This window comes from Brucella cytisi, assembly GCF_038433355.1.
Classification (GTDB): Bacteria; Pseudomonadota; Alphaproteobacteria; order Rhizobiales; family Rhizobiaceae; genus Brucella; species Brucella cytisi.
The window spans coordinates 264,254-277,500 of the sequence record NZ_JBCAUP010000010.1 but is presented as its reverse complement, the minus strand read 5'-3'; the positions used below and the strand labels follow the sequence as shown (position 1 = coordinate 277,500).

Below are 13,247 nucleotides of genomic sequence, written 5' to 3'. Positions count from 1 at the left end.
AGCGAACCTGGGGAACTGAAACATCTAAGTACCCAGAGGAAAGGACATCAAACGAGACTCCGCTAGTAGTGGCGAGCGAACGCGGACCAGGCCAGTGGCAATAGGGAATAAAGTGGAAGAACCTGGAAAGGTTTGCCGAAGTGGGTGATAGCCCCGTACACGTAGAACACCTGTTGTCCTTGAGTAGGGCGGGACACGTGAAATCCTGTCTGAACATGGGTCGACCACGATCCAAGCCTAAGTACTCGTGCATGACCGATAGCGAACCAGTACCGTGAGGGAAAGGTGAAAAGCACCCCGACGAGGGGAGTGAAACAGTACCTGAAACCGGATGCCTACAAACAGTTGGAGCCCAAGGTTCGTCCTGGGTGACAGCGTACCTTTTGTATAATGGGTCAGCGACTTAGTGTATCGAGCAAGCTTAAGCCGGTAGGTGTAGGCGCAGCGAAAGCGAGTCTGAACAGGGCGTTCAGTTCGATGCATTAGACCCGAAACCAAGTGATCTAGCCATGAGCAGGTTGAAGGTACGGTAACACGTACTGGAGGACCGAACCCATATCTGTTGCAATAGATCGGGATGACTTGTGGCTAGGGGTGAAAGGCCAATCAAACTTGGAGATAGCTGGTTCTCCGCGAAATCTATTTAGGTAGAGCGTCCAGCGAATACCCCCGGGGGTAGAGCACTGAATGGGCTATGGGGACTCACCGTCTTACTGATCCTAATCAAACTCCGAATACCGGGGAGTACTACTGGGCAGACACACGGCGGGTGCTAACGTCCGTCGTGGAGAGGGCAACAACCCTGACCACCATCTAAGGTCCCTAAGTTATGGCTAAGTGGGAAAGGATGTGAGGATCCCAAAACAACCAGGATGTTGGCTTAGAAGCAGCCATCATTTAAAGAAAGCGTAACAGCTCACTGGTCTAAATAAGGGTCTTTGCGCCGAAAATGTACCGGGGCTCAAGCCATACACCGAAGCTGTGGATGCACATTTGTGCGTGGTAGCGGAGCGTTCCGTAAGCCTGTGAAGGGACAGTCGTGAGACATCCTGGAGGTATCGGAAGTGAGAATGCTGACATGAGTAACGATAAAGGGAGTGAGAGACTCCCTCGCCGAAAGTCCAAGGGTTCCTGCTTAAAGTTAATCTGAGCAGGGTTAGCCGGCCCCTAAGGCGAGGCCGAAAGGCGTAGTCGATGGGAACCACGTTAATATTCGTGGGCCTGCAGGTAGTGACGGATCGCGTGTGTTGTAAGGTCTTATTGGATTGATCTTGCAGCGAAGCGGTTCCAGGAAATAGCTCCTGCATATAGACCGTACCCTAAACCGACACTGGTGGACTGGTAGAGAATACCAAGGCGCTTGAGAGAACTGCGTTGAAGGAACTCGGCAAAATGCACGCGTAACTTCGGAAGAAGCGTGACCTCCATTTGGGCAACCAGGTGGGGGTGGCACAGACCAGGGGGTAGCGACTGTTTACCAAAAACACAGGGCTCTGCGAAGTCGCAAGACGACGTATAGGGTCTGACGCCTGCCCGGTGCTGGAAGGTTAAGAGGAGATGTGCAAGCATTGAATTGAAGCCCCAGTAAACGGCGGCCGTAACTATAACGGTCCTAAGGTAGCGAAATTCCTTGTCGGGTAAGTTCCGACCTGCACGAATGGCGTAACGACTTCCCCGCTGTCTCCAACGCAGACTCAGTGAAATTGAATTCCCCGTGAAGATGCGGGGTTCCTGCGGTTAGACGGAAAGACCCCGTGCACCTTTACTATAGCTTTACACTGGCATTCGTGTCGGCATGTGTAGGATAGGTGGTAGACTTTGAAGCAGTGGCGCCAGCCATTGTGGAGTCATCCTTGAAATACCACCCTTGCCTATATGGATGTCTAACTGCGGCCCGTTATCCGGGTCCAGGACCGTGTATGGTGGGTAGTTTGACTGGGGCGGTCGCCTCCTAAAGAGTAACGGAGGCGCGCGATGGTAGGCTCAGAACGGTCGGAAATCGTTCGTCGAGTGCAATGGCATAAGCCTGCCTGACTGCAAGACTGACAAGTCGAGCAGAGACGAAAGTCGGTCATAGTGATCCGGTGGTCCCGCGTGGAAGGGCCATCGCTCAACGGATAAAAGGTACGCCGGGGATAACAGGCTGATGACCCCCAAGAGTCCATATCGACGGGGTTGTTTGGCACCTCGATGTCGACTCATCGCATCCTGGGGCTGGAGCAGGTCCCAAGGGTATGGCTGTTCGCCATTTAAAGCGGTACGTGAGTTGGGTTCAGAACGTCGTGAGACAGTTCGGTCCCTATCTGCCGTGGGTGTAGGAATATTGATAGGATCTGTCCCTAGTACGAGAGGACCGGGATGGACGTATCTCTGGTGGACCTGTTGTCGTGCCAACGGCATAGCAGGGTAGCTATATACGGACGGGATAACCGCTGAAGGCATCTAAGCGGGAAACCCACCTAAAAACGAGTATTCCCTATCAGAGCCGTGGAAGACTACCACGTTGATAGGCCGGGTGTGGAAGTGCGGCAACGCATGTAGCTTACCGGTACTAATAGCTCGATCGACTTGATCACTCCCATTTACAATATCCATCAAGCGAAGCTTGATGATGACAAAAGCACGAAAGACAACCAGCTTCTCAAATTTTGTGTTCTTCGCCGACCTGGTGGTTATGGCGGAGCGGCTGCACCCGATCCCATTCCGAACTCGGCCGTGAAACGCTCCAGCGCCAATGGTACTTTGTCTCAAGACACGGGAGAGTAGGTCGCTGCCAGGTCTGCCAAGAACACAAATCAAATCATCTTCTCAAATATATACAAAACACCCATGGCGCGGGGTGGAGCAGCCCGGTAGCTCGTCAGGCTCATAACCTGAAGGCCGCAGGTTCAAATCCTGCCCCCGCAACCAAGACATTCAAACCCCGCAGAAAAACTGCGGGGTTTTTGCGTTTTAAACGGGATTCTGGTGTTTGAGGCAGCCTCGAATGGTCGCGCTGCAACTAACAAAGACTCGTGTTGGGTTGATGCGCTGTCCACGTGGGTAATCCAATGAACTCATTCAGCCGGGACACCCAGGCTGACGATGGAAATGCCTGCTGTTACTTCCCTTTCCAGACAGGATCGCGCTTTTCGGCGAAGGCTTTAGCGCCTTCCAGATTATCGTCCGACCCATAGAGAATATCGACCGTTGCCAGCTTGCGACGCATGACAAGGTTCATCATGGTCTGGAAATCTTCGCTTTCGGCGCGGCGCACGGTCTCCTTGATTGCTGCGTAAACCAGCGGCGGACCGGATGCCAGCAAACGCGCAATCTCCCATACGCGCTCTTCCAGTTTATCTTGAGGCAGGACCTCGTTGACGAAGCCCCAGCGATGCGCTTCCTGAGCGTCAATCCAGCGGCCGGTCAACAACAGTTCCATCGCGATGTGATAAGGAATGCGTTTCGGAAGCCGGATGCTTGCTGCATCTGCAATGGTTCCCGAGCGGATTTCCGGCAATGAAAAAGAAGAGTGGTCCGCGGCATAGATCAGGTCGCAGGACAGGGCCAGTTCGAAACCACCGCCTGCGGCCATGCCGCTGACACACGCGATGACAGGCTTGTTCAGGTCGCGCAGTTCCTGAATGCCGCCAAAGCCGCCAATCCCATAGTCACCGTCGATGGGAGCGCCTTCGGCCGCTGCTTTCAAATCCCAACCGGCAGAGAAGAAGCGTTCACCGGCGGTCTTGAGAATGGCGACGCGCAGTTCGGGATCGTCGCGAAAGGCCGCGAAGGTTTGCCCCATGATCCGCGACGTTGGAAGATCAATTGCGTTGGCCTTGGGCCGGTCCAACGTAACTTCCAGAATAGCGCCTTCACGGCGGGTTGTTATGGCAGCTTCGGCCTGCGTGCTCATTTCATCTGCCTTTCCAAACGGGATCGCGTTTCTCGACGGCTGCGCACGGTCCCTCCAGCGCGTCTTCGCTTTCGATCAGCGCTTTGAACAGTGGAAACGTACCGGCGCGCATGGCGGCATAGCTCTCGGCCAGGCTCATATGCTCGGCCATGCGTGTCGTCTGTTTTGCGGCGGCAACTGAAAGCGGCGCAGAACGCAGGATGCGTGCGGCGAGCGCTCTGGCCGCATTCATCAGCTCGGCCTGCGGCACCACATCATTGACCAGTCCCCACCGGAGGCAGTCCTGTGCATTGAAACGTCGACCGGCGTAAAGAACTTCGTTTGCAATGACCTTGGGCAGAAGTTTGGGCAGAACGAACGAACCGATATCCGGCAGAACACCGAGCGACGTCTCGGGTAGCCAGAATTGTGCATGATCAGCGGCGATAATGAAGTCGGCGGTCAGTAGTATTTCGAAGCCAGCGCCAATGGCATAGCCGTTGACCGCACAGATGACCGGTTTTTCCAATCCGGGCAGTTCTGAAAAGCCATAGATGCCGCCCTGACCATAGTCGGCGATATAGCCATCCCCGCCAGTGGCGGCAGCTTCGTTCAGATCCCACCCAGCGGAGAAGAACTTCTCACCTCCACCTGTGAAAATCGCAACGCGCAGGTCCGGATCATCGCGAAAAATGGCGAAGGCGTCGCCGAGCTTTCGACTGGTTGGCTGGTCTATCGCATTGGCCTTGGGCCGGTCGAGCGTGATCTCCAATATCTGGCCGTTGCGAACGATTTTCACCTCTTCAGACATCATGTTCTCCTGTTGCGTATTAGGGCATCGACGGCGATGGCATTATCAGCGGTGACGATGAGCGGATTGATGTCGAGTTCCTCAATCAAATCTGCCTGAGCGAGTGCATGGTTGCCAACTCGCCACGCGGCTTCCATGGCAGCTTCGATGTCTGCTTTCCGTCGGCCACGGAACCCGGTCAGAAGCGGGGCTGAGCGCAACGAGAGAAGCGCGGTTCGAACATCATCGCGACTGGCGGGTAAAAGAAGCGCGCGCGTATCATTCCAGAGTTCGACCATCACGCCGCCTGCGCCGATGGTGAGATAAAGCCCGAATTGCGGATCGCGTGCGATGCCGACAATCAGCTCGGCAACACCTCCATGAACCATTTTCTCGACCAGAAAATCGCATTCAAGATGGGCAAGCGAAACTGCGGCTGTGCGCACAGCCTCGGCATCTGCCAGATTGAGGTGGACCGCCGCCATTTCGGTCTTGTGGAGAAGGTTGTCTCCAACGCCCTTCAGGACGACGGGGTAGCCCAGCTTTTCGGCAAGCGTGACGGCGTCGTCAACACCGGATGCAATGCCGCCCTGTGGGGTAACAAGACCGATTTCACGCAAGACCGACTTGGACGACCATTCGTCCATTGCAGTCGCGTCAGATGCAAGGGCTGGCGCTTGGGCTGTCAGCAGCGGAGGTTGTGGGCGCGACCAGACCTCACCAATCCAGGCGGCATTGGCAGCAGCCGTCAGCGCTGTGGCAAGCCCCATCATTGGCGCGATACCGGTGGCGACCAGCCGTTCGGCATGGGTTTCGGTGAGGTTTTCCGGCAGACTGGCGACGAGTGCGAAGCGCCCACCGCCTGCCTTGTGCGCCTCTATCGCCGCTTCTAGCGATGTTTCGCAACCATTGTCGACGCACCGGTCGCCGCGAGGAAAGTCGAGCACCAATATGGTCAGTCCGAAATTCCCATCCAGCATGGCGCGATAGGTTGCCGTGAGTGCTGGTCCATTTCCCCATGTGAAGGTGTGATAGTCGAGGGGGTTCGAGATCGTGACCATTTCGGGCAAGGTGGCGCTGAGTTTCTCGGCCTCGTCAGGTGCAAGCGGTCGGAGGTCAAGACCGGCAGCGCTTGCAAGATCGCCAACGAGCGATGCTTCGCCGCCGGAACAGCTCATCGAGCCGAGACTGTTATCCGGCGAGGGGCCAAGCACATGAAGCAGCTTCAGGGTTTCGACGAATTCGTCGAGCGTCCGGGCACGGACGACGCCGCATCGTGCGAAAAAGGCATCGGCCAGCGTATCGGCTCCGGCCAGTGAAGCGGTATGTGAAAGGGTCATCGCCTGAGCGGCGGCGGAGGTCCCGACCTTGATCGCCACGACGGGCTTTCTCATCGCGCGCGCTTTGGCGAACACCCGTTCCAGACGTGCAATATTGTCGAAGCCTTCAATGTGCAGGCCAAGAACGGTAACACGCGGATCGTCCAGGGCAGCTTCGGCCAGTTCAGAAAGACCCGTCTGTGCCTGATTTCCGGCGGTCAGCACATAGGCAATCGGCAGGCCGCGACGCTGCATAGTGAGATTGATGGCGATATTGGACGACTGCACGACAATGGCGGCACCGCTTTCCACTCTCTTGCCGCCATGCTGGTCTGGCCAGAGCAGCGCGCCGTCGAGATAATTGATGAAGCCATAGCAATTGGGGCCAAGGATCGGCATATCGCCCGCCGCTTCCAGCAAAGCCCGGTTGCGCTCGGCGCCATCGGAAACCTCATTGAAGCCGGATGCAAAGCACACCGCGCCGCCACTGCCACGGGCTGCCAGTTCGCGAACGATGTTGATTGTTCCGTCGCGATTGACGCCGATGAAGCTGACATCCGGCGCGCCGGGCAGGTCTGCAACGGATCGATAGCAAGGAATATCGTTAATGGTATCGCGGGTGGGGTGGACCGGCCAAAGCGCGCCTTCAAAGCCCATTTTACTGCATTGCCTGAGCACTGCCGTAGACCATCCTCCACCAAAGATCGCGATTGAACGAGGACGTAGAACACGAGACAGGTTCTTTTTGTTCACGGTCAAGCTCCAAGCGGACGGAGGAGATCGCGGGCAATGATGTGGCGCTGGATCTCGCTCGTGCCATCCCAAATTCGCTCGACACGCGCGTCGCGCCAGAATCGTTCCAACGGCAGATCGTCCATCAGTCCCATGCCGCCGTGAACCTGAATAGCGCGGTCGGTAACGCGGGCCAACATCTCAGACGCATAGACCTTCGCGGACGCAATCTCACGGTTTGCGGGCAAGCCCTGATCGAGACGCCAGGCGGCCGCCAGTGTCAGCCAGTCCGCGGCATCGATTTCGGTAACGGAATCGGCAAGCTGGAAACCGACGCCCTGAAAGCGTCCGATGGGCTGACCAAATTGCTTACGCTGCGCGGCATAGTCCACCATCATGTCGAACACACGACGCGCGCGCCCAACTGCCATTGTCGCCACGGTGATGCGGGTGGCATATAGCCATTCATTCATGACCGCAAAGCCCCCATCGACATCGCCGAGAACCTGAGCATCCGGAATGCGGCAATCATCGAATTCAAGGATCATGTTCTTGTAGCCGCGGTGGCTGACGGATTTATATCCCTCGCGGATGGTGAAGCCCGGCGTGCCGCGGTCCACCAGAAAGGTCGTGATTTTCTTCTTCGTTCCGGCTGAAGATTGTTCTTCACCGGTCGCCATGAAGACAATGACGAAATCGGCGTGTTCCGCGCCAGAAATGAAATGCTTGGTTCCGTTCAACACCCAGTCGCCGCCATCGCGGCGCGCATTGGCCTTCATACCGCGAATATCGGAGCCCGCATCGGGCTCGGTCATGGCGAGCGCATCCATCCTTTCGCCGCGCACGGCAGGCAGGAGATATCGCTCGATCTGTTCGCCCTGACAGGCCATCAGAATATTTTGCGGACGTCCGAAGAAATGTGTGAGCGCCATCGATCCACGACCGAGTTCACGCTCAACCAGCGCGAATTCGAGATGGGAAAGTCCCGGGCCGCCGGCAGATTCCGGAAAATTGCTGGCGTAGAAGCCAAGTTTGATCGTCTTGCGCTTGATTTCCTCGCCGATCTCGTGTGGCACATGGCCGAGACGCTCGACGGTCGTTTCATGCGGATAAATCTCGTTCTCGACAAAGCTTCGAACTGTCGAGACGATCATTTCCTGTTCTTCAGTCAGTCCGAAATGCATTGCGTTCCTCCCATTACGCCTTGCTAGACCCTCTGGCCTATGGCGTTGTTATTTCTATAAGTGCAGGTCCATCAACCGCCCGGACGGTTCGCAGCGCTGTGGCAAGCTGCGCAAGATCAAGTGCGCCCGGACGAAGCGCGTCCTGATTGTCGCCATTTGTCAGCCGAATATGTTCGCCCGCTATGCCATAGGCCTGTGCGAGCTTGACGAAATCGGGCGCTGTCGGGCGCACCCCAACTGGTTCTATCTCCCGGGACAGCATGTAATCTTCGATTTCCTGATAACCGTGATTGTTCCAGACCACGAAAATCACCGGTGCTTTCTCATCCACAGCAGTGCCGAGCGTGCCCAAACAAAACTGGAAGCCGCCATCGCCCACAAGGCAGACAACAGACGCGCCGCTCTGCGCAAGGCTGGCGCCGACTGCGGCAGGAGGACCAAACCCGAGCGCACCATAGCCGGTTGAAGCATTGAACCAGCTTCGCGGGTCGTCGGCTTCGAAGAACAGATTGCCTGCATAGGCAAGCTGGGTGGAATCCCCGACGATAATGCTCCCGGGAAGCGTGTCGCGAATGGTATCCAGAACTTCGATCAATGCCTGCATTTTGGATGAAAGAGAGCGGTAGGCTGCCTCCGTTGCGACAGAAGCGCGTTCCTTTCCGTCGTCGCGCTCTGCGTGAGACAAATCACGAAGGGACGACGCGAGCGCTTCCACTATCAGGGCTGCGTCGCCTGTGAGTGAGAGCGCGGCCGGATAGCTGGTAGCAGCTGCATCGGGATCGACATCAATGCGGATCATTCTGGCGGGCGGTTCAAAACCACCGTCCACATACATGTCGTAATCGGTCGGCCCAAACTGGGTTCCAATGGCGATGACAAGATCGGCCTCTGCGATCAATTGGCGGATCGGCGGCAGGCTCGGGCTTGCCTGCACCATAAGGGGATGGCGACCAAGCAAGCCACGGGCGTTCGTTGTGGTGACCACCGGTGCGTCAAGCATTTGTGCAAGGGTGGAAATGGCGTCACACGCGCGGTTGGCGCCCCCGCCAGCGAGGATCAAAGGACGCCGCGCTTCCGCACACAATGTTGCTGCGTCGTTGATTTTGTCAGTGTCGAAAGCGACGGCAGCCTTTTCCAACGGCTTCAGTGGTGCGCCTTCAAATGGAGCTTCCATGAGGTCGGTTGGAATTTCGATATGGACAGGGCCGGGACGTCCCGATTTCATCCGGGCAAAGGCGCGGCCAACCAGTGCTACCAGATCGCCGGGTTGTTCCAGTCGTTCTGACGACAAGGCGATTGTTCGCATCGTTGCGGACTGATCGGGCAGTTCGTGCAGATGCCCCCGGTAATGTCCGAGCGTATGGCGGGCATTGACCCCGGAGATGACCAGCATCGGGATGGAATCCGCGCGCGCCTGCGCCATGGGGGTGATGGCGTTGGTCAATCCCGGGCCGGTAATCAGCAGGCAAACGCCGGGCTTGCCGGACACCCGCGCATAGCCATCCGCCATGAAACCCGCATCCTGCTCGTCGCGCGGCGTGACGTGCCGAATGCCCGACCCGGCCAGACCACGATAAAGCTCTGCCGTATGCACGCCCGGAATGCCAAATACTGTGTCAACGTCATGTGCTTCCAGAAGCTCAATCAACGCCTGCCCGACCGTTGTTTTGCTGCTCATGACACCAGACTTTCCGCATTGTGGTTAAGGCCGCGGGCAAAACGGGCAATGCGGTCGCAAGCCTCGATAATCCGGTCTTCGGGAACGGTAACGCTCATGCGCACCAGATCCTTCGCAACCTGGCCAAAAGACGTGCCGGGCATCATCGAGACATAGTGTTCTTCAAGCAGGCGGCTGGCGAATTCTTCGCCATTCAGTCCAGTGCCGCCAATATCCAGCAGTACGAACATGCCAGATTCCGGCATGAGCGGCTTGATGCCTGCGACACCGCGCAATTGTTTGACGACGAGTTCCGACCGGGCCTTGTATTGGGCGCGCATGACGGAAGATGTCGACAGATTGTGGGTCAGCGCATAAGCCACCATGTCGGCGATGAAAGGCTGTCCGCCGAAAAGCATGGATTCGGAAAACGGCAGCAATCTTTGGCAGAACTCTTCCGATCCAATGGCCCAACCCGCGCGAAAACCGGGTGCTGCATGCGACTTGGATATGGAGGACACCACGATTGCGCGATCAGCCATTTCTGGAATGTCGAGCGGCGAAGCAAATGCTGCGCCGAAGGTGAGCTCTTCATACACCTCATCGCAGATGATCCAGAGATTGTGCTTACGGCACACTTCGGCGATGGCGGCAATTTCGGGTTTTGTCAGCACCGAGCCGGTGGGGTTGTGCGGATTGTTGAGGAGCAACGCGCGGCAGTCGGGCGTAATTGCGGCTTCCAGTATGTCCGCGCGAAGATGAAAACCGTCTTCGGCCCGCAATGGCACTGGAACGATATCGGCTCCCGGCGCGCGCACAACGCCCTCATAGGTCGCATAATAGGGGTCTGGAACGAGAACCTTGTCACCGGCCTCGACCAGTCCGGTCAGGACTGCATAGAGCGCTGTCTGGGTGCCCGGAAAGTAGAGGATGTTGTCGGTGGTGATGGTGCGGCCAGTGCGCTTTGAGTATTTTGCGGCCAGTGCCGTCAGCACTGCCGGTTCGCCGCGTCCGTTCGAATAGCGGGTGCGACCGGCGCGCATGGCATTGTTGCACACCTCCAGCAACATGGGGTCTGGCGCGACGTCGGGTTCGCCAATCGTGAACTCGATAACCGGATGGCCGAGCGCGCGCAGTTCCCTGCCACGCGCATGGACACGCCATTTGTCCGACCCCAGTCCTGATAGTCTTTCGGTGATGGAAGCGTAATGCATGTCAATGTCTCGGAAGTGGTGACACGGCGGGAAGCTCGATGCCAAGAAGGGCGCCGATGGAGCTTAGTCCGATGCCGATTTGCATGGTGTCGTCGATTTCGTCCGCGCTGAGACAGCCCTCGATCCAGAGGCCGTCGATCAGTGCGTTGACTGCGATGGCGAGGCGTCGGCATGCCTGCGGAGTTGGCTCGCGGCCTTCCGCCGACAAGACCTCCGCAATCAGGGTCTCAGTCGCCCGGCGAAAAGCGAGATAGCCTTCACGATGCTCGCGTTCCAGATCCGGATCGAGATGAACCTGACTGACGAAAGTCGCCCAGAGCGAAAGCATACGCGGGTCTGCCACTGCTCCGCCAAGGCTGGCCGCGACGAAACGCGTCAGCCGGTCATGGGGCGTGCCACCGTCCGATTCCAGAATACTCAACGCCGGCACGGTCATCATTTCAATCATACGCCGGTAGGCAGCGGCGATGAGGTTGGCCTTCGATGTGAAGTGATGCCGGATGAGTCCATTGCTGACCCCGGCACGTGCCGCGACAGCGCGCACCGTCGTCGCCTGTATCCCCAGATCGGCAATGCAATCGAGCGTAGCCTCTATCATGTCTGTGCGACGGTCGAAGTCTGGCGCACGTCGAAACGATGCGGTCATCTTCTCCTCCCTTGATGCGTGACTATGCACTTGCATAACAATTATTCAAGCGTATAGTCAGCGTCAAGGGAACCGTTGGCCGCTTGTTGAGAAGTCGAACAAGAACTTCGAAGTGGCTGATAAACAAGCAATATCCAGGTGGCTTTCGGCGAACCGATTGGGTGGCCGGGCCAAGGGAGGTTCGTGCCGCATGAGCCAGGGCGAAGAGGCGATCTCTGTCGTCGACCTTCACAAGCGTTTCGGTGATCTCGAGGTGCTTAAAGGCGTTTCACTCAAGGCGCGCGAGGGCGACGTTATCGCACTTATCGGCGGATCGGGCTCCGGCAAATCGACATTTCTTCGCTGCATCAACATGCTGGAACTGCCGACTTCGGGGGCGGTTACCATCCATGGTGAAACCATTGCCATGAAGAACAGCGGTAATGGCAGCCAGATTCCCACTGACAGAAAGCAGATCGAACGCATTCGCACACGGCTTGGCATGGTCTTCCAGAGCTTTAATCTCTGGCAGCACATGACTGTTCTGGAGAATGTGATCGAAGCGCCCGTTCATGTGCTGGGGGTGCCGAAAGCCGAGGCGATAGATCGCGCCGAAACGCTGCTGAAGCGCGTTGGGCTCTATGAAAAGCGGGATGTTTATCCAGCTTTCATGTCCGGCGGCCAGCAGCAGCGCGCCGCGATTGCGCGTGCGCTCGCGATAGAACCGCTGGTCATGCTTTTCGATGAACCGACCTCTGCGCTGGACCCTGAGCTTGTTGGCGAGGTGCTCACCGTTATCGGAGATCTGGCCAAGGAAAAGCGCACGATGATTCTCGTTACGCACGAGATGAAATTTGCGCGCAAGGTCGCGAACCACATTGTCTTTTTACATGATGGCAGGATCGAGGAAGAGGGGTCTCCCGAAGACGTATTCGGGGACCCTAAATCCGAACGACTGAAAAAATTCATTAGTTCAACGCACTGAAACGGGAATGGGAGAAGTACTAATGAAGCGTCTTTTTACAAGTCTGTGTATCGGTGTAACATTTGCTGTCGCGGGCGTCGCGGTTGCGAATGCTGAACAGGTAAAGGTCGGTATCGCAGCCGAACCCTATCCGCCCTTTACGTCACCCGACGCGTCAGGGAAGTGGCAGGGATGGGAAATTGATTTTGCCGATGCCGTCTGTAAAGAGGCCAAGCTTGATTGTGTGATCACGCCCGTCGCCTGGGACGGCATCATTCCAGCGCTGACCACCAGCAAGATCGACATGATTGTCGGCTCCATGTCGATGACGCCCGAACGTCTCAAGACGATCGATTTCTCGGACAAGTATTACAATACGCCGACGATTGTTATCGGTACCAAGGATCTCAAATTCGATGCGACGCCGGAGGGGCTGAAGGACAAGACCATTGGCGTGCAGGTCTCGACCATCCATCAGGCTTACGCGATGAAGCACTTCGCGCCCGGCGGTGCGACGATCAAGGAATATCAGACGCAGGACGAAGCCAATAACGATCTCACCGCCGGGCGCATCGACGCTGTACAGGCGGATTCGCTGGCGCTGCGGGCGTTCCTTGCTACAGATAGCGGCAAGGCATGCTGTGAGGAAAAGGGTACAGTCGCGCAGGACGTTGAGGTTCTGGGACCGGGCGTAGGGATCGGGTTACGCAAGGGCGATACGGAACTCAAAGACAAGCTGAACGCTGCAATCAAGGCAATCCGTGCCAACGGGACCTACGATACTTTCACGAAAAAATATTTCGACTTCGACATTTACGGCCAGTGAACGTGATGGCCAGTCGGCATCCTGTCGGCTGGCCTATTCTGATTTCAGCATGAACGGGACTG

General features: G+C 57.0%; 9 protein-coding genes, 1 tRNA gene and 2 rRNA genes (1 of these 12 cut by a window edge). 5 read left to right on the top strand and 7 right to left on the bottom strand.

Features of this window, described 5'->3' with window-relative positions:
• From AAE521_RS11660 to AAE521_RS11650, 3 genes are all read left to right on the top strand, one after another.
• Positions 1-2,576, top strand: a 23S ribosomal RNA gene (locus AAE521_RS11660); it begins 328 nt to the left of the window's first position.
• 88 nt (positions 2,577-2,664) lie between these two features.
• Positions 2,665-2,779 (top strand): 5S ribosomal RNA (gene rrf / locus AAE521_RS11655).
• A 54-nt stretch (positions 2,780-2,833) separates the two neighbouring features.
• Positions 2,834-2,910 (top strand) — tRNA-Met (locus AAE521_RS11650).
• Positions 2,911-3,100: 190 nt separating this feature from the next.
• Here the strand turns inward: AAE521_RS11650 and AAE521_RS11645 are convergent.
• The 7 genes from AAE521_RS11645 to AAE521_RS11615 are packed head-to-tail and all read right to left on the bottom strand — an operon-like array spanning position 3,101 to position 11,416.
• Complete coding sequence (locus AAE521_RS11645) at positions 3,101-3,895, bottom strand: carnitinyl-CoA dehydratase (protein ID WP_342061386.1); 795 nt, start codon at positions 3,893-3,895, stop codon at positions 3,101-3,103.
• A 1-nt stretch (position 3,896) separates the two neighbouring features.
• Positions 3,897-4,685: an enoyl-CoA hydratase-related protein gene (locus tag AAE521_RS11640; RefSeq protein WP_342061385.1), complete on the bottom strand. Its 789-nt coding sequence runs from the start codon at positions 4,683-4,685 to the stop codon at positions 3,897-3,899.
• A complete protein-coding gene (locus tag AAE521_RS11635) occupies positions 4,685-6,742 on the bottom strand; it encodes an acetate--CoA ligase family protein (RefSeq protein WP_342061384.1) in 2,058 nt (685 codons plus the stop codon). The genes AAE521_RS11640 and AAE521_RS11635 overlap by 1 nt, the downstream gene beginning before the upstream one ends.
• Positions 6,739-7,899: an acyl-CoA dehydrogenase family protein gene (locus AAE521_RS11630; protein WP_342061383.1), complete on the bottom strand. Its 1,161-nt coding sequence runs from the start codon at positions 7,897-7,899 to the stop codon at positions 6,739-6,741. Before AAE521_RS11630 ends, AAE521_RS11635 begins: the two co-directional genes overlap by 4 nt.
• 37 nt (positions 7,900-7,936) lie before the next feature.
• Complete coding sequence (locus AAE521_RS11625) at positions 7,937-9,577, bottom strand: 5-guanidino-2-oxopentanoate decarboxylase (protein WP_342061382.1); 1,641 nt, start codon at positions 9,575-9,577, stop codon at positions 7,937-7,939.
• Positions 9,574-10,770 (bottom strand): pyridoxal phosphate-dependent aminotransferase, encoded by a 1,197-nt coding sequence (locus AAE521_RS11620; RefSeq protein ID WP_342061381.1) that lies wholly within the window; start codon positions 10,768-10,770, stop codon positions 9,574-9,576. The genes AAE521_RS11625 and AAE521_RS11620 overlap by 4 nt, the downstream gene beginning before the upstream one ends.
• Before the next feature lies 1 nt (position 10,771).
• Positions 10,772-11,416: a TetR family transcriptional regulator C-terminal domain-containing protein gene (locus AAE521_RS11615; RefSeq protein WP_342061380.1), complete on the bottom strand. Its 645-nt coding sequence runs from the start codon at positions 11,414-11,416 to the stop codon at positions 10,772-10,774.
• A 190-nt stretch (positions 11,417-11,606) separates the two neighbouring features.
• On the opposite strand from AAE521_RS11615, the gene AAE521_RS11610 reads away from it, so the two are divergent.
• Both AAE521_RS11610 and AAE521_RS11605 read left to right on the top strand, forming a co-directional pair.
• A complete protein-coding gene (locus AAE521_RS11610; protein WP_342061379.1) occupies positions 11,607-12,380 on the top strand; it encodes an ABC transporter ATP-binding protein in 774 nt (257 codons plus the stop codon).
• A gap of 22 nt (positions 12,381-12,402) precedes the next feature.
• Positions 12,403-13,185 carry a transporter substrate-binding domain-containing protein gene (locus AAE521_RS11605; RefSeq protein ID WP_342061378.1) on the top strand — a complete coding sequence of 261 codons (783 nt, stop codon included), beginning with the start codon at positions 12,403-12,405 and terminating at the stop codon, positions 13,183-13,185.
• Positions 13,186-13,247: the final 62 nt, after the last annotated feature.